Below are 21,158 nucleotides of genomic sequence, written 5' to 3'. Positions count from 1 at the left end.
CGATCGATCTCAGTGACGACGACGAAGAAGTGAAGGAGCCACCCGTGCCGGATCTTCCCGAGGTCGGCAGCCTGGACGCGCCGGCAGCCAATGTCGCGCCGCCCACGCTCACCGTCAGCACGACCTGGACGGACGACCCCGAACTCCGTTGGCAGTCCGGGCCCGAGATCACCGTCGAGAAGCCGGGCGCCCCCAAGGAAGACCAGGAACCGCTGGCCGACGTGATCCCCTACGTGCAGCCGTTCACCATCAACACCGGCAACGTAGTGGACAACGTCAAGCTCGCCATCTCCGACCTGAACACCGCGGTCACCGCCTACAACACCCACAAGGACTACGTGAAGAACAACCTGTGGGTGTTCTCGGTCCAGTCCAAGGACTACATCGGCGAGGACAATGACCCGTTCAGCAACATGGAGGACAACGAGTCCTTCGACTTCAGTACGGGCATGTACTGGAACTCGGGTACGCAGAGCAACAACTACGCCGGGGCGAGCCGGGAGATGGTCGAGCAGCTGGCGACGTACCAGAACCGGCTGATCGCGTCCTGTGCCGACATCATCACGCTGGTCAGCCAGTTCACGCTGGCCGTGGACGGTGCCGCGCAGGCGTACGCCCAGATCGACTTCACCAGCCAGTTCCCGGACCCGCCGACCATCACCGAGGTCACCATGGACAACACCACCGGCAACATCACGGACTCCTGAGACGAGCGGGGCGGAAGGCACTCGCCTCCCGCCCCGCCGTTCGCCGTCGATCAGCCGATGATGCCGGCACCGATCTCCATCAGCTCCGCGTAGACGCCGTAGACGCCCATCGCCAGCGGCGCGACCGCCAGGTTGCAGAGCAGGCCGACCACCTCGGCCACCGACCGTCGACCGGCCGCGGCCGCACCGGCCAGCGACACGTCCGTGGTCGACTCCGTGATCGGCAACTCGACCAGCGTGATCAGCACGCCGATGCCGAGTACCACGAACCCGCCGATCACCAGCGCCACCGCGGTCCCGCCGGTGCCGAAGAAGCGCTCCGCGATCGCGCCGACCGCGGAGAAGACGCCGGTCAGGCCGGCCACGCCGAACGCGACCGCCTCGCTGCGGAAGCCGGCCTGCTTCGTGCGGACCAGCAGCGCGGCACCGGCGACCGCGGACAGCGCGATCGCCCACCAGTTGCCGGAGAGCGCGAGCACCGGCTGCGCGATGATCAGTGCCAGCACCGGGCCGGCGATCACGAACGTCAGCACGCCGCGCGCCCGGATCAGCATCACGGTTACGGCCTGCGCCATCGGCGCACTCGCCTTGGGCGGCTTCGACGCCCACGCGGTGATGCTCGCCGAGATCCACTTCGATCCGCCGAGCAGCGCGATCGCGGCGACCACCACGGCCGCGGCCGCCTCCGCCGCGTTGACCCGAAGCGGCAGGAACAGCGGCACGAGCAGGCCCGCGACCAGCATCTGCAGCTCGACCGCGAACAGGATGATCTCGGGCGTGGTGGCCAGGGCCATGATCATGCCGAGGTTGGCACCGGCGATCACGCCGACCCACCAGAGGTCGGCGCTCAACTCCGCGAAGAGCAGCCCGCCGGCCGTGGCCATGCACACGGCCGAGATCAGCGACATGCCGAGCGTGAGCGACGGGGGTACGGCCGAGCGCCGCTGCTGCAGGCCCCACGACGTGCCGAGCAGCACCATCGCGGCGAGCGTCATGCCGATCGCGGCCGCCAGCCCACCGTGCAGGCTCAGCAGGACCACGCCGGCCGCGGCCAGCCAGGCCAGCGACAGCCCGATCACCACGAGGCCGCGCGGGCTCTCCTTGGACCGGTAGTCCTCCGTCTGGTCCGCGACGAGTTCCTCGATGTCCTCGATCGCGGGCTCGCCGCCCGGGTCACCGGCGACGTCGATCAGGTAGAGCACGGCGCCGTCGGCGACGCCCGCGTCCGCGAGCGTGTCCTCCAGCGCCAGCGGCGCCCCGCCGGCCGGGATCAGCGACCAGGCCGGCGGGAAGACGTCGTGACTGTCCTGGCCGCACAGGTCGGCGAGCCGGCCCGCGTACTCGCCGACCGGCGCGGCGGCGGGCAGCGCCACGTCGACCCGCTTTCGCGTGCCGACGACCGTCACGAGGCTGCGCTGATCGGCCATCTAGTGCTTCCAGGTGGCCGTGTTGGTGAGTTCGGCCTCGGTGTAGTTGTTGTAGTTGACGTTCAGCGCGTGGGCGATCATGCCCATGATGCCCTCGGGACCGAACAGACCGTCCGCGGCCACGTTCCACGCCTTGCGCTGGTCCTCGAAGTAGACGTACGTGTCACCGGTCCAGCTCTCGGCCAGCGGCAGCAGCTTGCTCTCCAGCATCATGAGGTTGTTGACGATCTCCTCGGAGATGCCGTTGATGAACGGACCGGCGTCCCCGAGGCTGTCCGGGACCTTGAGGTGGGTGCCGTACACGTCGGCCATGGATGGCTCCTTCGTAACGTACCGATGAGGGAAAAGACCTAGAAGTAGACGCCGGGGATCTCGCCGTTGACCTCGACCAGGTTCGTGGTCGCGAACTCCTCGACGCTGGTGTAGTTGTTGAAGTTGCCGCGCAGGCCGTCACCGATGTTGATCAGTGCGTTGTGCAGCATCACGCCGAACGCGTCGAAGTCGGCCATCAGCGCGTCGAAGTTCATCGCCGCGACACCCTGGTACTCGTCTCGGAGGCTGATCACGTAGTTCTTGGTGACCTGCAGCTGTGCCTCGATCTCGGTCGCGCTGGTGGTGCAGTTCGCGGCCGCGTCGGCCACGTATTCCGGGGTTACCTCAAACGCCACGTTGTCCTCCTCGGTGCGATGCCGGGAGTCGGGAACCCGGCGGGAAACCTGTGGACGAGAGCCGGACGGCGCCCGGGTCGTACCGGTGGGGGCAGCATGTCAGGCCGGCCCAGGACGCCGACAGTGACCGATTCGGGTGTCCCCCGCCGGCCCTCATCGGGAGGACGCCGAGAACGGTGAACCGGCCGCGGCGTCCGGCTCGTCGTCGGCCGGCGCCTCGTCCATCGCGATCTGGATCAGGCGGGTCGGCTTGCCGCGAGAGATCAGCGCGCCCCGGCCCGCCGGCCGCACCGCGGCCTTCTCGGTGCCGAGCAGCTGCCCTTCCCGTGGGTCACCGGAGAGGAGCAGGCCGCCGCCGCCCAGCTCGCGCACGCGGGAGAAGAACGCGTCACCGACCGCGCCTCGGCCGGCACCGGCCACCCGGCGAGTCAGCACGATGTGGAAGCCGATGTCGCGGGCGTGCGGGATGAACTCCATCAGCGGCGCCAGCGGCGACTGCATGCTGCCGCCGACCAGGTCGTAGTCGTCGATCACCACGTAGATCTCCGGCCCCTCCCACCAGGTGCGCGCCTTGAGCTCCTCCGGCGTGATGGAGGACGGGGGCATCCGCTCGCGCAGCTTCCCGGCGATCTGCTGCGCGTACGTCTTGGTGGTCTGCGAGTCCGCGGCGTAGGCGCCGAGGTGCCCCTCCGGGACGATGCCGAGCAGCGAGCGCCGGTAGTCGATCAGGACGACGCGCGCCTCCCAGCCGGTCTGCCGGTCGATCAGGTTGCGCAACCAGGTACGCAGGAACATGCTCTTGCCGGACGCGGTGTCGCCGAACACGATGAAGTGCGGGTCGCCGGCGACCAGGTCCAGGCTGATCGTGGAGATGTCCGGCTCGCCGATGCCGATCGGGACCGCCGTCGGGGTGGCGTCCGCGGACACCAGCTCGTCCCGCACCACCCGCCGCGGCAGCATGCGCACGCCGGGTGCGGGCTTGCCGTACCAGGACGGGCCGACCTTGGCGAGGATGTCCTGCTGGGCGTCGCGCAACCCTTCGTCGGTGTCCCGGCCGTCGACCCGGGGCAGCACCACCTGGCTGTAGACGCCGGGCGGGCAGAGTGCCCGGCCGGGCACGTTCGTCGGCATCGCCTGCGCCATCCGGCGGTGGATGTCCGACTCGTTGTAGTCGTTGAGCCGCAGCTCCACCCGGGTACCGATGCTCTCGCGCAGCGCCGGCCGGATCTCCATCCACCGGTTCGTGGTGAGGATCAGGTGGACGCCGACGCCGAGACCGCGCGAGGCGATCTCCACCATGACCGGTTCCAGATGGTCCATGTCGGTGCGCAGCGCACCCCAGTTGTCGACGACCAGGAAGATGTCCGCCGCGCGCAGGCCCTCCGGCAGCCGGCCGGAGTCGCGCCGGGCGCGGAACTCGGCCACCGAGTCGATGCCCAGCTCGCGGAAGACCTTCTCCCGGCCGGTGATCAGCGCGCGGGTGTCGGCCAGCATGCGGCCGACCATCTCCTTGTCCATCCGGCCGGCCACGTCGCCGACGTGCGGTGCGGTCGCGAACGGGTGCAGCGTCTCACCGCCGTAGTCGATGCAGTAGAACTGCGCCTCGGCCGGCGTGTGCGTCAAGATCGTGGCCAGCATCAGGGTGCGCAGCATGGTGCTCCGGCCGGACCGGGGCGCGCCCACGATCGCCAGGTTGCCGTGCGGGCCGCCGAAGTCCAGCAGCAGCGGCTCCTGGGCCTGCTGGCCGGGGAGGTCCACGACGCCGAGCGGGATGCGCAGCTCGCCGGCGATCGGCCACATGGTGGCGGACAGGCCGCGGCCGGACTGCACCGCGACCGGGCCGAGCAGCGTGTCCAGCGGGATCGCGCGCGGCAGCGGCGGCAGCCACACCTGCCGGACCGGCGTGCCGCGGCTGGACAGCCGGTCGACGATGACGCTCAGCTCGGTCGGGCCGTCCCCGGCCGCCACCGGCAACGCGTCCTCCTCGTCCTCCTCATAGAGGTCGGCGGTGGTGAGCGCGCGCATCTCGTACGGCAGGATCGAGGTCGAGATCGACTCGGCCTCGCGCTCCTCCGGGGATCTCCACGGCGCGGAGACGTGCGCGACCCGGAACCGGCGGTAGATCGTCTCGTCGACCTTGAGGTAGGCGGAGCCGGGGATCGGCGGCAGCCGGTACGCGTCGGTCGTGCCGATCACGGTGCGGCTCTCCTGCGCGCTGAACGTGCGCAGGCAGATCCGGTACGACAGGTGCGAGTCCAGGCCGCGCAGCCGGCCCTCCTCCAGCCGCTGGGTGGAGAAGAGCAGGTGCATGCCGAGGCTTCGGCCGACGCGTCCGATCTGGACGAACAGCTCGGTGAACTCCGGGTGCGCGGTGAGCAGCTCGGCGAACTCGTCGATGATCACCAGCAGGTACGGCATCGGCTCCAGCGGCGCCCCGTCGAGGCCGGCCTCACCGGCCTGCCGCTTGCGGTGGTACTCCTTGATCGAGTCGACGTTGCCGGCCGCGCGCAGCAGTTGCTGACGCCGCTGCTGCTCGCCGGAGAGCGCGACCCGGACCCGCTCGACCAGCGCGGCGTCGTCGGCCAGGTTGGTGATCATGCCGGCCACGTGGGGCATGCCGGCCACCGGCGCGAACGTGGCACCACCCTTGAAGTCGACCACCACCATGCTCAGCAGGTCCGGTGAGTGGGTGACCAGGAGACCGGCCACCAGCGTACGCAGCAGCTCGCTCTTGCCGGAACCGGTCGCGCCGACGATCAGGCCGTGCGGTCCGGAACCGCCCTGAGCGGACTCCTTGATGTCCAGCACCACGCTCTGGCCGTCACCGTCGGTGCCGATCGGCACCTTGAGCAGCCGGTCCGGCCCCATGTTCGGATCCCACAGCCCACCCAGCGCCACGTCCAGGCTGCGGCCGGCGACCAGAGCCTCGATCAACGACACGGTACGGGCGAGCACCTGCTCGTGTTCGTCGGTGAGCGTCAACGGGGTCAGTTTCCGCGCGATCAGCTCCGCCATCGGCAGGCTGACCTGGTCGGCCTGGGACAGCTCGGAGGTGGCCGCGCCGGTGCCGGTCCGGCCGGTCAGTGACAGCCCACCGGACGGCGTCACGGTGACGCGCAGGTCCACCCGGCCCGGCTCGTCGGTCTCCCGCCGGCCCAGGAAGATCAGCGTGATGCCCATGGCCGGCCCGGCCGCCTCGAGCAGCGCGCGCAGCATCGCCGAGCGCCCCCACTCGGAGACCGGGTCGAAGCCGGTGAACAGCACCACGAGCCGCTGCTGGTGCGGGGCCGCGCCGCGGTCGAACTGCGCCTGCAGCCGCCGGGCGCTGGCCGACTCGCTACGCCGGCGCACCTCCCGCTCCAGGAAGTCGCCGAGGCCACCGTGCTCACCGGTGATCAGCGGCACCGCGCGCGGCCGCCGCCGGGAACCGGGCTCGAACGTGTGCGGCAGCCACTTCGCCCACTCCCACTCCTCGATGTCCGGCGCCTCGACCGCGATCAGCACGTCGTCCGGCGCGTGCATGACCGCGAGCTGGGCCAGCATCGACCGGGTCATCGCGGCCGTGGCGTCCGGCGAGCCGAGGATGCTGATCACGCCGGCGGTGCCGAGGTCGATCGCGATCGGCTGCGCCGCCACCTTGCTCATCGAGTCGACCAGCCGGCGGGCCGCGCGCATCGACTCCCAGTCGTAGTCGGCCAGCGGGTCCAGCCGGGTGCCGATCTGGATCGGCGTGGAGAGTTCCGCGTCGCCGATGCCGATCCGGACCCGCAGGAAGTCCGGGTCACCCTGCCGCCGTTCCCAGACCCGGCGGCCGCTGTGCGCGATGGCCAGCAGCCGGTCCGGCTCCGGGTGCGCCCACGCGCCCAGCATGCGCTGGGTGGACGCGACCTGGCGGGCGTTGGTGCGCACGTCCATCAGCAGCGCGCGGTACCGCGCCCGCTGCCGCATCACGGTCCGACGTTCCAGGTGCTTGTTCTGCACCCGGAACGCGATGGTGGCGCTGAACGACACGACCGCGAAGATGATCGCCAGGGCGATCAGCATCGGGCGGCCGTACGACACCATGTACGCCGCGATACCGAGGCTGGACAGCAGCGGCAGCAGCAGGCTGATGAAGCCCGCGTTGCTCTGCTTCTGCTCCGGCGGCGACGGCAGGACCACCTTGTCCTGGGGGATCGGCGGTGGCAGGAACCGTGCCGGGCGGTGGAACGAGATGCGGGACACGCGCTCTCCTAGTGCGGTTCGGGCACGTCGGGCAGGTCTTCGGGCCCGAGCTCGGTCAGCTGCTCGGTGGTGGGTGAGTCGAGTTCCGCGACGCGCGCGGCGTGCTGTTCCGTCATGTGCTGGAACACGCCCCGGGCGAACCGGCCGTTGCCGAAACCCTCGCCGCGGTCGACCGAGTCGAAGTAGCGGCGCAGCTTCTCGATCGTCGCCGGCCCGAGGTGGTACTCGTGGTCGGCGGCCTGGTACTGGACGATGCTGACCAGCTCGTCCGTGGAGTAGTCGTCGAACGTGAGCGTGCGGGAGAAGCGGGACTGCAGACCCGGGTTCGTGCTGATGAACCGGACCATCTCGTACGGGTAGCCGGCCACGATGACCACCACCTCCTCGCGGTGGTCCTCCATCAGCTTGACCAGCGTGGAGATCGCCTCCTGGCCGAAGTCCGCGCCGTGCCCCTCCGGCGTCAGCGCGTACGCCTCGTCGATGAACAGCACGCCGTGCAGCGCCCGCCGGAACGCGGCCTGCGTCTTCGGCCCGGTGTGCCCGACGTACTCGCCGACCAGCGCGGACCGGTCCACCTCGACCAGGTGGCCGCTGCCCAGCATGCCGAGTGCGCGCAGGATGCGGCCGTACAGCCGGGCGACCGTGGTCTTGCCGGTGCCGGGGTTGCCGGCGAAGACCAGGTGGCGGGACATGGGCGGCGGGCTGAGCCCGGCCTCGCGGCGCTTCTGCACCATCTGCACGAGTTTGACCAGCGAGCCGACGTCGTGCTTGACCTTGTCCAGGCCGACCAGGCGGTCCAGCTGGGCCAGCAGGTCCGGCAGCGTCTCGGCCGCGTCCGGGTCGGCCGTACCGGTCGCGGTGTTCTTGCGGGCGGCCGTCGCGGACGTGGCCGGCACCGCACCGGCACGCCGGACCAGCGGGTTCGCACCCTCGACCGGCATCGTGGAGGTGCCGACCGCGTCCGCGGTGCACTGCTCGAACGTGGCGTTCGCACCGTCCACCAGCGTGAGGTCCTCGTCCACGTCGTGCACGTGCACGCGGCGCAGCACCGGGTCCGCCTGCGCGCCGATGTACAGCGCCGGGTAGCCGGTGCCGGTGACGTCCAGGTCCTCGATCGTGCCGTGCGCCTCCGCGCCCAGGTAGAGGCCGTTCTTCTTGCAGTTCGCGATGGTCGACGCGCGGATCACCGGGTCGGCGCCGCCCCAGACGACCACGCCGGTGCCGCCGATCCGGTCGATGGTCAGGCCGTCCGCGACCGGTGTGGCGTCCGCGTCCACGAACACACCGGCGCCGCCGCACCCGTCGATGGTGGTGTTCCGCAGGATCGGGCCGGAGCCCTTGGCGGCCTCGAAGCCGGTCTGTGCGATCTCGGAGATCGTGCAGTTCTCCACCAGCGCGCGGTGCGGCGAGTCGACGCGCACGCCGACCTCGCCCTCGGTGACGGTCACGCCGCGCAGGTGTGCGTCGCCGGTCTCCTCCACGGCCACGCCGGACTGCCGGGCGCGTTCCACCCGGCCGCCGTCGATCCGGGCCATGGCCCGGCCGGTGACCCGTACGCCGCACTCCGGGGTGTCGCTGATCTCGCAGTCGGCCAGCGTGACGATCGCGGTGCCGCCCAGATGCACGGCCGTGTACCTGGTCTGCTTGACGCCGAGCCGGCGCAACAGCACGCGTGAGTCACCCGCGAGGAACAGGCCGTTCGCGCCGGAGTCGGCGACCGAGCAGCCCTCGATCCGCGCGTGCGCCTGGCCGAGCAGCGCCACGCCGGTGCTGCGCGGCCGGACGATGTGGCTGTCCGTCATCACCAGTCTGGCGTCGCCGGTGGCCACCACGCCGGCCGCGGTCACGGTGTCGATCCGGGTGTCCGCCACACCCACGTGCGCGGTGCCGGAGAGGTGAATCGCGGTGCCGCCGGTGCGGTCCATGGTGCAGCGTTCGAGCCGGACGCCGCCCGGCTCGCCGGGGCCGAACGCGGGCGGGTCGAGCAGCGGGCGGTCCGGCAGCGCACCCGGCCAGCCGTCCGCGGTGAACGGCGCGCTGCCGGTGGCGCGCAGCACGTCACCGTCGTTGTCGAAGAACTGGCTGTCCCGTACGGTCGCGCCGGCCTCGTCCTCGACCAGCAGCGCGGCGACCGCGGCGTGCGAGATCTCGGCGCGCTCCACCTCCGCGACCGCGGACTCGCGCAGGTGCAGCCCGGCCGCGGTGACGTGCCGGATCGCGGTGCCGGAGACGGTCACCCGGGCGCCGCCGCGGACCGTCAGCCCGCTGCCGTCCACCTGCTGTACCGCGCCGCCGTGCAGGCGCACGCGCGCGGAGTCGGCGACGTCGACACCGGCGCCGGCGGCGCCGCTGAGCGTGCACTCGTCCAGCGTGACCGACGCCTGACCGGCGATCTCGGCGCGGCCACCGCGCACCTCGCAGCCGTCCAGCGTGGCCGTCCCGCCGGTGACCACGACCGCGGGCCGGTGCGGCTGCGCGGAGACGAACGTCACACCCTGCACCAGCGCGGTGCCGGCCCGCACCTCGAGCGCGGCACCGTCGGCCGGTGCGATCTCCACACCGCCGGACTCCGCGACGATCCGCACCGACCGGTCCACCACGACGCATTCGCCGTAGCGGCCGGCCGCGACGGAGACGATGCCGCCCTCCTGCGCGGCGCGGATCGCCTCACCGATCGACCGGTGCCGGCCCCAGCCCTTGGTGCCGACCCGCTCGATGCGAGCCGATGACGAGGCATCAGCTATCCCGGTACGCATGCGCGCGGCCCTTCCGTCCTGGTTGTCCCTGACCGGGGCGTCACCTGTCGGCCTTTCCGCACGTGACACGCAGCTGTGCGACGAGCAGCCGATCGCCGCCGCCGTCCTCCAACTTTCCCCGGTTCCCCAGGCGGATCGTAAACTTGCCGTTCGCCACCGGGAACGACCCGGCCTCCAGCCATTCGCCGGGCTTGGCACCCTGATTCAGGTCAAATGTACCCAGATCATCGCCATCCCGCCCGGCCGTGATGTAGTACCGGGCGCGCGGCGCGAGCTTCACCGCGTTCTTGTCCACTGTGGGCGTGTAGACCGCGACGTCGCACTTGTCCACGCTCGGGCCGGGCGTGAACGCCCAGACCAGGACCTGTGACGGGTCGTCGTATCCCTGGTCGCCGCTGATCGGGACGGTGGCGTAGTTGCCGCGGCAGCCGTCCTTGGACCAGGCGCCGCCGGCCAGGATCTGCCACTGCGGCGTACGGCCGCGTGCCTCGAAGACGTGTTCCGGCTCACCCCGGCAGTCCCAGCCGGTCACGGCCGTGAACGTGGACGGCCCGGTAGGGCTCGGCGTCGCGCTGGCCGTGGTCGCGTCCCGGCCGCCGCGCCCGTCCGTGAACAGGCTGTAGACCAGGCCGAACAGCAGCGCGAAGATGGCGCAGCCGGACGCGACGAACATGGCGGTGTGCGGCCGGGCGTAGAGCCGGTCCGGGCTGGGCTGGGCGCGCGCGTGGTCGATGAACGCGCGCACGAACTCGAGTCGTTCCGCGTGCGGCGACGGCGGCTTCGGTGGCCGCCCGCCGGCCTGCTTCGCCAGCGTCGCCGTCTGCATCGGCTCGGGCGCCTTCTGCTGTTCCATGGGTGCGGACCGGGCCCTACGCGGCCGGGAAACGGCGGGTGTCGGTCATGTGACCGAGCTCGATCGCCATCCGGGTCAGCTCCGCCTTGTTCCCGGCGTTCAGCTTCGCCCGGATCCGCTTCGCGTACGTGTTCACGGTCGCCTCGGTCAGCCCCATCCGGCCCGCGATCTGCGAGTGGGTGAGCCCGCGCGCGATCCAGCGCAGCGTCTCCACCTCGCGCGGCGCCAGGCCGGCCGGGTCCTCGTTGACGTTGCGGACCAGCTCGGACTGGAACCGGTCGGCGAGCCTCGGGCACACGTAGAAGCCGCCCTCCCCCACCGTGAACAGCGCGGACACGATGATCCGGCCGTCCGCCCGGCTGTCGGTGAAGCCGCGCACGCCGGTCCGCAGCACTGCGCCGAACGTCAGCGGCCGCTCCCAGGTGGAGCTGACCACCACGGGGGCGCGGCCGACCAGACTCTCGATCGCGGACAGCGCCGGGCCGCCCGGCCGCAGCGGCACGTCCAGGATCGCCACGTCGAACGACACGTCGGCGGCGAGATCCTCGACCGCGCGCACGGACGTGGCGACCTCGAGGCCGGACGTCTCGGCGACGAACTTCTCCAGACCGGCCCGTTTCACCGGGTGGTCGTCGACGATCGCGATCGTGAGCATCTGTTCCTCCTGGTCAGTCCCCGCACACCGGCGGCCGGTGCCGGGCGTGCGCCCGGGTGGCGGGGACCCGGGCGCCCTGATTACGGAGCCGCCCGGCGTCCGGTTCAAGACGAAGGAGGAATTTGCCGAACGGTCAGCGGTCCGGCCGGAAGTTCTCCGCGTTCTGCTGCTCCGCGTCCTTGTAGTTCTGATATGTCAGATTCAGCTTCTTGATCGACGCGTCGAGCACCGTGAGCAGGTTCTTCGAGGCCATCTCGATCGCCTTGCGGTACGTCGCGTAGGTGGTACCGGCCGGACTGACCCAGTACGTCTCGCCGTCGCTGAGTGACTTCTTCATATCCTCCAACAGGTCCTCGATCTTGTCGCGCTCGGTCTGGGTCAGCTCCGCGGTGGTCTTCAGCAGCTCGATCTGCACCTCGTAGTTGATTTCGACCACGTTGCCGTCGCTGTCGTGCGTGACCTGGTAGATCGGGTTGCCCTGCTCGTCGAACCTGATGTACTCGTCCTTGCCGTACGTCCAGGTCACCTCGCCGCGCGGGCCGTAGGTGATGTCGAACCACTGCTTCTTGTCCGGGTCCCAGCCCTTGGTGAACTCGCCCAGCTCCGGGTCGTAGTTCGTGAAGATCCAGCCCTCGTCGGTCGTCATCGTCAGCGGATCGTTGTTCTCGTCGTAGACGATCGTCTGCTCGCCGTCGTTGATGCTCGCGGTGGTGGTCTTCTTCGCGTCGTCGTAGGTGAACGTGATCTTGTCGCCGTTCGGGGTGGTCCCGGACTTCGGCCGGCCGTCGTCATAGAAGTGGTCGAACTTGTAACCGTCGCCGGTCTGCATGTACGTCGGCTTGTCGTGCTCGTTCAGCAGGACGTACGTGCCGCCCTGGTAGTCGATGCGGGACGTCTTCGCGACGTCGTCATAGGTGATCGTGAACGGCACACCGTCCGCGGTGCCGGCCTTCGGGCGCTTGTCCAGGTAGAACTCCGAAAAGATCGTCCCGTCCGCGGCCGTGAACTTGATCGGGTTGCCCAGCTGGTCCGCGATCAGCTCGCCGCCGTTGCCGAACGTGGTCGTGGAGGTCTTCGCCTCGTCGTCATAGGTGATCGAGACGGTCTCGCTGGTCTCCTGGTTGATGCCCGCCTCCGGGCGGCGCTTCTCGTCGAACTCGGTGAACAGGATCCCGTCCGAGAGCAGGCTGACCGGGGTGCCGTCGAACTGCGCGACGTACCGGGTGCCGTCGCCGTACGTCGTCGTCGAGATCTTCGCAGCGTCGTCGTACGTGATGGAGATGGTGTCGTTGTCATCGGTGGTGTGCCCGCCGGTCGGCCGGTTCTGGCCGTCGAACGTCCTGTAGATCGCGTCCGGCGTGCGCATCTCCAGGACGACGTCACCCCTGGAGATGACGTCGGTCTTGCCGCCGTACGTCGTCTTCGTGGTGCCGGCCGCGTCGTCGTACGTGACGAGGATGCTCTCGTTGTCCTTGCGCGTCGTGCCGGCCTTGACCCGCCCGTCCGGGTAGAACTCCCGGTAGATCGCGTCCGGCGTACGCATCTCCAGCGTCACGTTGCCCCTGGAGACCACCTCGGTTGTGCCGTCGTACGTGGCGGTCGAGGTCCCGGCCGCATCGTCGTACGTGATGGCGATGCTGTCCCCGTCCTTGGTGGTGCCGCTGCGGGGCCGGTCGTCCTCGTAGAAGTCGTTGTAGGTGGCGTCCGGCGTGCGCATCTCGATCGGATCGCCGTCCGCGTTCGAGAGAACCGTCGTGTCCCCGCCGTAGACCGCGGTCGACGTGTGCGCCACGTCGTCGTAGGAGATCGAGATCGACTCGTTCTGCTTCGTCATACCCGCGACCGGCCGGCCCTGCGCATCGAAGCCGTTGAACGTCGCATCCGGCGTACGCATCTCGATCGGATCGCCGTCCGCGTTCGAGAGAACCGTCGTGTCCCCGCCGTAGACCGCGGTACTGGTCTTCGCGCCGTCGTCATAGGTGATCGAGATCGACTCGTTCTGCTTCGTCATACCCGCGATCGGCCGGCCCTGTGCATCGAAGCCGTTGAACGTCGCATCCGGCGTACGCATCTCGATCGGATCGCCGTCCGCGTTCGAGAGAACCGTCGTGTCCCCGCCGTAGACCGCGGTACTGGTCTTCGCGCCGTCGTCATAGGTGATCGAGATCGACTCGTTCTGCTTCGTCATACCCGCGACCGGCCGGCCCTGCGCATCGAAGCCGTTGAACGTCGCATCCGGCGTACGCATCTCGATCGGATCGCCGTCCGCGTTCGAGAGAACCGTCGTGTCCCCGCCGTAGACCGCGGTCGACGTGTGCGCCACGTCGTCGTAGGAGATCGAGATCGACTCGTTCTGCTTCGTCATACCCGCGACCGGCCGGCCCTGCGCATCGAAGCCGTTGAACGTCGCATCCGGCGTACGCATCTCGATCGGATCGCCGTCCGCGTTCGAGAGAACCGTCGTGTCCCCGCCGTAGACCGCGGTCGACGTGTGCGCCACGTCGTCGTACGAGATGGTGATCGGCTCGTTGGCCGACGTCGCGCCGCCGGTCGGCCGGCCCCGCTCGTCGAACTGCGTGAACGTGGCACCGTCGCCGGTGGTCATCCGGATCGGGTCGCCGTCGCCGTTCGACGTGACCGTGGTCGTGCCGCCCGGTCCGGTGTACGTGGCGACCGAGTTCTCGCCCTGGTAGGCGATGTCGATGGACTGACCGTCCTCGGTGGTGCCGTGGATCGGCCGGCCCTCACCGTCGAACCGGTCGTACGTCGCATCCGGCGTCTCCATCCGCACCGGATCGCCGTCGCCGTTCGACGTGACCGTGGTCGTACCGTCCGGACCCGCGTAACTCGCGATCGAGTTCTCGCCCTGGTAGGCGATGTCGATGGACTGACCGTCCTCGGTGGTGCCGTGGATCGGCCGGCCCTCACCGTCGAACCGGTCGTACGTCGCATCCGGCGTCTCCATCCGCACCGGATCGCCGTCGCCGTTCGACGTGACCGTGGTCGTACCGTCCGGACCCGCGTAACTCGCGATCGAGTTCTCGCCCTGATACGCGATGTCGATGGACTGACCGTCCTTGGTCACACCATGGATCGGCCGGCCCTCACCGTCGAACCGGTCATACGTCGCATCCGGCGTCTCCATCCGCACCGGATCGCCGTCGCCGTTCGACGTAACCGTCACGTCGCCGTCCGGGCTCGCGTACCGCGCGACCGAGTTGTCGCCCTGGTACGAGATGTCGACCGGGTCGCCGTCCTTGGTCACACCGTGGGTCGGGCGGCCTTCACCGTCGAAACGGTCGTAGGTGGCGTCCGCGGTCTGCATGCGGATCGGATCGCCGTTGCCGTTCGACGTGACCGTCACGCCGCCGTCCGGACCGGCGTAGTGCGCGGTGGAGTTCTCGCCCTGGTACGAGATGTCGACGGACTGGCCGTCCTTCGTGGTGCCGTGGATCGGGCGGCCCTCACCGTCGAAACGGTCGTAGGTCGCGTCCGCGGTCTCCATCCGGACCGGGTCACCGGCACCGTTCGACGTCACGGTGGTCGTGCCGTCCGGACCGGAATACCGGGCAACCGAATTCTCGCCCTGGTACGAGATGTCGACCGACTGGCCGTCCTTCGTGGTGCCGTGGATCGGGCGGCCCTCACCGTCGAAACGGTCGTAGGTCGCGTCCGCGGTCTCCATCCGGACCGGGTCACCGGCACCGTTCGACGTCACGGTGGTCGTGCCGTCCGGACCGGAATACCGGGCAACCGAATTCTCGCCCTGGTACGAGATGTCGACCGACTGGCCGTCCTTCGTGGTGCCGTGGATCGGCCGGCCCTCACCGTCGAAACGGTCGTAGGTCGCGTCCGCGGTCTCCATCCGGACCGGGTCACCGGCACCGTTCGACGTCACGGTGGTCGTACCGTCCGGACCGGAATACCGGGCAACCGAATTCTCACCCTGGTACGAGATGTCGACCGACTGGCCGTCCTTCATACTGCCGTGGATCGGCCGGCCCTCACCGTCGAAACGGTCGTAGGTCGCGTCCGCGGTCTCCATCCGGACCGGGTCACCGGCACCGTTCGACGTCACGGTGGTCGTACCGTCCGGACCGGAATACCGGGCAACCGAATTCTCACCCTGGTACGAGATGTCGACCGACTGGCCGTCCTTCATACTGCCGTGGATCGGCCGGCCCTCACCGTCGAAACGGTCGTAGGTCGCGTCGCCGGTGACCATGCGGATCGGGTCGCCGTCGGCGTTCGACGTGATGGTGACGTCGCCGTCCGGGTCCGAGTAGTGCGCGACCGAGTTCTCGCCCTGGTACGAGATGTCGACGGTCTGGTTGTCCTTGGTGACGCCGTGGGTCGGGCGGCCCTCGCCGTCGAACCGGTCGTAGGTGGCATCCGGCGTCTGCATCCGGATCGGGTCGCCGTCGCCGTTCGAGGTCACCGTGACGGCGCCGCCCGGGCCGTCGTACCGGGCAACCGAATTGTCGCCCTGGTAGGAGATGTCGACCGACTGGCCGTCCTGGGTGGTGCCGTGAATCGGCCGGCCCTCACCGTCGAAACGGTCGTAGGTCGTGTCGCCGGAGACCATGCGGATCGGGTCGCCGTCGGCGTTCGACGTGACGGTGATGCCGCCGTCCGGACCCGCGTAGTGCGCGACCGAGTTCTCGCCCTGGTACGAGATGTCGATCGACTGGCCGTCCGCGGTCTTACCGTGCGTCGGACGGCCCTCGCCGTCGAAACGGTCGTAGGTCGCGTCCGCGGACACCATCCGGATCGGGTCACCGTCAGCATTCGACGTGACCGTCACACCACCATCAGCACCACCGTAACGGGCGGTCGAGTTACCGTTCGCCTCGTACGAGATGTCGATCGACTGGTTGTCCTTGGTGACACCGTGCGTCGGACGGCCCTCACCGTCAAACGCGTCATAGGTCGCGTCCGCGGACACCATCCGGATCGGGTCACCGTCAGCATTCGACGTGACCGTCACACCACCATCAGCACCACCGTAACGGGCGGTCGAGTTACCGTTCGCCTCGTACGAGATGTCGATCGACTGGTTGTCCTTGGTGACACCGTGCGTCGGACGGCCCTCGCCGTCGAAACGGTCGTAGGTCGCGTCCGCGGACACCATCCGGATCGGGTCACCGTCAGCATTCGACGTGACCGTCACACCACCATCAGCACCACCGTAACGGGCGGTCGAGTTACCGTTCGCCTCGTACGAGATGTCGATCGACTGGTTGTCCTTGGTGACACCGTGCGTCGGACGGCCCTCACCGTCAAACGCGTCATAGGTCGCGTCCGCGGACACCATCCGGATCGGGTCACCGTCAGCATTCGACGTGACCGTCACACCACCATCAGCACCACCGTAACGGGCGGTCGAGTTACCGTTCGCCTCGTACGAGATGTCGATCGACTGACCGTCCGCGGTCTTACCGTGCGTCGGACGGCCCTCACCGTCAAACGCGTCATAGGTCGCGTCCGCGGACACCATCCGCACCGGATCACCGTCAGCATTCGACGTGACCGTCACACCACCATCAGCACCACCGTAACGGGCGGTCGAGTTACCGTTGCCCTCGTACGAGATGTCGATCGACTGGTTGTCCTTGGTGACACCGTGCGTCGGACGGCCCTCACCGTCAAACGCGTCATAGGTCGCGTCCGCGGACACCATCCGAATCGGGTCACCGTCAGCATTCGACGTGACCGTCACACCACCATCAGCACCGCCATAACGCGCCGTCGAATTACCGTTGCCCTCATAGGCGATGTCGATCGACTGACCGTCCGCGGTCTTACCGTGCGTCGGACGACCCTCACCATCAAAGGCGTCATAGGTCGCGTCCGCCGACACCATCCGCACCGGGTCACCGTCAGCATTCGACGTGACCGTCACACCACCATCAGCACCACCATAACGCGCGGTCGAATTACCGTTGCCCTCATAGGCGATGTCGATCGACTGACCGTCCGCGGTCTTACCGTGCGTCGGACGACCCTCACCATCAAAGGCGTCATAGGTCGCGTCCGCCGACACCATCCGCACCGGGTCACCGTCAGCATTCGACGTGACCGTCACACCACCATCAGCACCGCCATAACGCGCCGTCGAATTACCGTTGCTCTCATAGGCGATGTCGATCGACTGACCATCCGCGGTCTTACCATGCGTCGGACGACCCTCACTATCAAACGCGTCATACGACGCGTCCGCCGACACCATCCGGACCGGATCACCGTCAGCGTTCGAGGTAACTGTCGTGCCGCCGCTAGCACCGCTGTAACGCGCGGTCGAACTGCCGTTACTCTCATACGAGATGTCGATCGACTGGCCGTCCGCGGTCTTACCGTGCGTCGGCCGGCCCTCACCATCAAAGGCGTCATAGGTCGCGTCCGCGGACACCATCCGAATCGGGTCACCGTCAGCATTCGACGTGACCGTCACACCACCATCAGCACCGCCATAACGCGCCGTCGAATTACCGTTGCCCTCATAGGCGATGTCGATCGACTGACCATCCGCGGTCTTACCGTGCGTCGGACGACCCTCACCGTCAAACGCGTCATAGGTCGCGTCCGCCGACACCATCCGCACCGGGTCACCGTCAGCATTCGACGTGACCGTCACACCACCATCAGCACCGCCATAACGCGCCGTCGAATTACCGTTACTCTCATAGGCGATGTCGATCGACTGACCATCCGCGGTCTTACCATGCGTCGGACGACCCTCACTATCAAACGCGTCATACGACGCGTCGCCGGTGACCATCCGCACCGGATCACCGTCAGCGTTCGAGGTAACTGTCGTGCCGCCATCAGCACCGCCGCCGTAACGCGCGGTCGAATTCCCGTTGCCTTCATAGGCGATGTCGATCGACTGGCCGTCCGCGGTCTTACCGTGCGTCGGACGACCCTCACCATCAAACGCGTCATAGGTCGCGTCGCCGGTGACCATCCGCACCGGGTCACCGTCAGCATTCGACGTGACCGTCACACCACCATCAGCACCGCCATAACGCGCCGTCGAATTACCGTTACTCTCATACGAGATATCGATCGACTGGCCATCCGCGGTCTTACCGTGCGTCGGCCGGCCCTCACCATCAAAGGCGTCATAGGTCGCGTCCGCCGACACCATCCGGACCGGATCACCGTCAGCGTTCGAGGTAACTGTCGTGCCGCCGCTAGCACCGCTGTAACGCGCGGTCGAATTCCCGTTGCCTTCATAGGCGATGTCGATCGACTGACCGTCCGCGGTCTTACCGTGCGTCGGACGACCCTCACCATCAAAGGCGTCATAGGTCGCGTCCGCCGACACCATCCGCACCGGATCACCGTCAGCATTCGACGTGACCGTCACACCACCATCAGCACCACCATAACGCGCGGTCGAGTTACCGTTCGCCTCGTACGAGATGTCGATCGACTGACCATCCGCGGTCTTACCGCGCGTCGGACGACCCTCACCATCGAACGCGTCATAGGTCGCGTCCGCCGACACCATCCGGACCGGATCACCGTCAGCGTTCGAGGTAACTGTCGTGCCGCCGCTAGCACCGCTGTAACGCGCGGTCGAACTGCCGTTACTCTCATACGAGATGTCGATCGACTGACCGTCCGCGGTCTTACCGTGCGTCGGCCGGCCCTCACCATCAAAGGCGTCATAGGTCGCGTCCGCCGACACCATCCGGACCGGATCACCGTCAGCGTTCGAGGTAACTGTCGTGCCGCCATCAGCACCGCCGCCGTAACGCGCGGTCGAATTCCCGTTCGCCTCGTACGAAATCTCGATCGACTGATCATCCGCGGTCTTACCGTGCGTCGGACGACCCTCACCATCAAACGCGTCATAGGTCGCGTCGCCGGTGACCATCCGCACCGGATCACCGTCAGCATTCGACGTGACCGTCACACCACCATCAGCACCACCATAACGCGCGGTCGAGTTACCGTTCGCCTCGTACGAGATGTCGATCGACTGACCATCCGCGGTCTTACCGTGCGTCGGCCGGCCCTCACCATCAAACGCGTCATAGGTCGCGTCCGCCGACACCATCCGCACCGGATCACCGTCAGCATTCGACGTGACCGTCACACCACCATCAGCACCGCCATAACGCGCCGTCGAATTACCGTTGCCCTCATAGGCGACGTCGATCGACTGACCATCCGCGGTCTTACCATGCGTCGGACGACCCTCACCATCAAACGCGTCATACGACGCATCCGCCGACACCATCCGCACCGGATCACCGTCAGCATTCGACGTGACCGTCACACCACCATCGGCACCACCGTAACGCGCGGTCGAACTGCCGTTCGCCTCGTACGAGATGTCGATCGACTGACCATCCGCGGTCTTACCATGCGTCGGACGACCCTCACCATCGAACGCGTCATACGACGCGTCGCCGGTGACCATCCGGACCGGATCACCGTCAGCGTTCGAGGTAACTGTCGTGCCGCCATCAGCACCGCCGCCGTAACGCGCGGTCGAATTCCCGTTCGCCTCGTACGAAATCTCGATCGACTGACCATCCGCCGTCTTACCATGCGTCGGACGACCCTCACCATCAAACGCGTCATACGACGCGTCGCCGGTGACCATCCGCACCGGATCACCATCGGCATTCGAGGTAACTGTCGTGCCGCCGTCGGCACCGCCGTAACGCGCCGTCGAGTTCCCGTTCGCCTCGTACGAGATCTCGATTGGCTCGCCGTCCGCGGTCGTGCCGGCCAGCGGCCGCCCGTCCGCGTCGAACGATGTGTACGCGCCGCCGTCCGCCGTGGTCAGCCGCAGCGTCGTGCCGGCCGCGTCGGTGAGCACGGACGAGCCGTCGGAGTAGCGGGCGGTGCTGTTGCCGCTCTGGTCGTAGCTGATCGTGAACGCGCGGCCGTCGGCCTCGCCGGCGGTCGGCCGGCCTTCGGAGTCGAAGGAGGTGTAGGCCGTACCGTCGGGGCTCTGCTGGCGGGTGACGTCGCCGGAGCTGTCGACGCCGACCGAGGCGCCGTCGTCGTACCGCATGACCGATCCGCCGTCGGCCGTGTAGTCGATGCTGAAGTCGCGGCCGTCGCCGGTGGTGCCGGCTAGCGGTCGTCCTCGGTCGTCAAAGTCGGAATAGACGGTACCGTCGGCACTCTCCTGAGCAACGACGCGCCCCGCGGAATCGAACGTGGCGGACGTACCGTCGGTATACCGGATGACGGAATCGCCGTCGGCCTGGTAATCGATGGTGAAAGCGGTGGAATCCGCACCGCCGTCGCGGTCGGGAGCGGTCCCGGCTGTGGGCCGGCCTTGAGAATCGAACCGGCTGTAGACGGTACCGTCGGGGGTCTCCTGGCGTGTGACACGTCCACCCTGGTCGTACTGGACGACAGTGCCGTCGTCGAAGGAATGGACGGTGCGCCCGTCCGCCCGGTATTCGATGTCGAAGTGGACGCCGCTGCTCGTGCTTCCTTCGTGCGGTCGGCCGTCGGCATCAAAAGCTTCAAGGACGGTACCGTCGGCGGTTCTTTGGCGGAGAATGTCGCCGGCGGCGGTGTACTCAACGCTTGCGCTACCTGTTCCCGATTCCGAACCATTGCCCGCCTCCGGGTAGTTGATGGTGAACTGCGCCGCGTCGGTGTGCCCGCCGGTCGGCCGGGCCTGTGCGTCGAACGTCTCGTAGACGACGCCGTCCGGGGTGGTCCGGCGAACGAGCTCGCCGCCCGCGTCGTACTCCGCGGTGCTGCCGTCGCTGAAGCTGGCCCGGGAACCGATATCTGACTCGTCGGAGCTGCTCATCGTCCACACCATTCATCGCGACCGACATGACACGCGCGTGGAGGTTAGCGAGCACTTCAGGGGCAGCGGCAAGAC

General features: G+C 68.3%; 9 protein-coding genes. 1 reads left to right on the top strand and 8 read right to left on the bottom strand.

Annotation, left to right across the window (positions count from 1 at the left end; genetic code table 11):
* Positions 1-44: 44 nt before the first annotated feature.
* Positions 45-707 (top strand): hypothetical protein, encoded by a 663-nt coding sequence (locus J2S42_RS33325; RefSeq protein ID WP_307245636.1) that lies wholly within the window; start codon positions 45-47, stop codon positions 705-707.
* A gap of 50 nt (positions 708-757) precedes the next feature.
* On the opposite strand, the gene J2S42_RS33320 is transcribed toward J2S42_RS33325, so the two are convergent.
* From J2S42_RS33320 to J2S42_RS33285, 8 genes are all read right to left on the bottom strand, one after another.
* Positions 758-2,134, bottom strand: coding sequence for an EsaB/YukD family protein (locus tag J2S42_RS33320; protein ID WP_307245634.1), 1,377 nt, complete (start codon positions 2,132-2,134; stop codon positions 758-760).
* On the bottom strand, positions 2,135-2,446 hold the full coding sequence (locus J2S42_RS33315) for a WXG100 family type VII secretion target (RefSeq protein ID WP_307245632.1): 312 nt from the start codon (positions 2,444-2,446) through the stop codon (positions 2,135-2,137). It abuts the gene before it with no gap.
* Between the two features lie 38 nt (positions 2,447-2,484).
* On the bottom strand, positions 2,485-2,802 hold the full coding sequence (locus J2S42_RS33310) for a WXG100 family type VII secretion target (protein ID WP_307245630.1): 318 nt from the start codon (positions 2,800-2,802) through the stop codon (positions 2,485-2,487).
* A 153-nt stretch (positions 2,803-2,955) separates the two neighbouring features.
* Complete coding sequence (gene eccCb, locus J2S42_RS33305; RefSeq protein ID WP_307245628.1) at positions 2,956-7,026, bottom strand: type VII secretion protein EccCb; 4,071 nt, start codon at positions 7,024-7,026, stop codon at positions 2,956-2,958.
* 8 nt (positions 7,027-7,034) lie between these two features.
* Positions 7,035-9,782: a right-handed parallel beta-helix repeat-containing protein gene (locus J2S42_RS33300; protein ID WP_307245626.1), complete on the bottom strand. Its 2,748-nt coding sequence runs from the start codon at positions 9,780-9,782 to the stop codon at positions 7,035-7,037.
* A 40-nt stretch (positions 9,783-9,822) separates the two neighbouring features.
* Complete coding sequence (locus tag J2S42_RS33295) at positions 9,823-10,635, bottom strand: hypothetical protein (RefSeq protein ID WP_307245624.1); 813 nt, start codon at positions 10,633-10,635, stop codon at positions 9,823-9,825.
* Between the two features lie 16 nt (positions 10,636-10,651).
* On the bottom strand, positions 10,652-11,290 hold the full coding sequence (locus J2S42_RS33290) for a response regulator transcription factor (protein WP_307245622.1): 639 nt from the start codon (positions 11,288-11,290) through the stop codon (positions 10,652-10,654).
* Positions 11,291-11,423: 133 nt separating this feature from the next.
* Positions 11,424-21,083, bottom strand: coding sequence for a hypothetical protein (locus J2S42_RS33285; protein WP_307245621.1), 9,660 nt, complete (start codon positions 21,081-21,083; stop codon positions 11,424-11,426).
* Positions 21,084-21,158 lie beyond the last annotated feature (75 nt).

It is taken from the genome of Catenuloplanes indicus (assembly GCF_030813715.1).
In the GTDB taxonomy this organism is placed as follows: domain Bacteria; phylum Actinomycetota; class Actinomycetes; order Mycobacteriales; family Micromonosporaceae; genus Catenuloplanes; species Catenuloplanes indicus.
The sequence above is the reverse complement of the archived record's forward strand: the minus strand, read 5'-3'. Positions and strand labels throughout refer to the sequence as shown.

Bases quoted from the DNA above. Each gene is read 5' to 3' on its own strand.
- J2S42_RS33320 (WP_307245634.1), bottom strand. From the start codon at position 2,134: ATGGCCGATCAGCGCAGCCTCGTGACGGTCGTCGGCACGCGAAAGCGG.
- J2S42_RS33315 (WP_307245632.1), bottom strand. From the start codon at position 2,446: ATGGCCGACGTGTACGGCACCCACCTCAAGGTCCCGGACAGCCTCGGG.
- J2S42_RS33300 (WP_307245626.1), bottom strand. From the start codon at position 9,782: ATGCGTACCGGGATAGCTGATGCCTCGTCATCGGCTCGCATCGAGCGG.
- J2S42_RS33295 (WP_307245624.1), bottom strand. From the start codon at position 10,635: ATGGAACAGCAGAAGGCGCCCGAGCCGATGCAGACGGCGACGCTGGCG.
- J2S42_RS33290 (WP_307245622.1), bottom strand. From the start codon at position 11,290: ATGCTCACGATCGCGATCGTCGACGACCACCCGGTGAAACGGGCCGGT.
- J2S42_RS33285 (WP_307245621.1), bottom strand. From the start codon at position 21,083: ATGAGCAGCTCCGACGAGTCAGATATCGGTTCCCGGGCCAGCTTCAGC.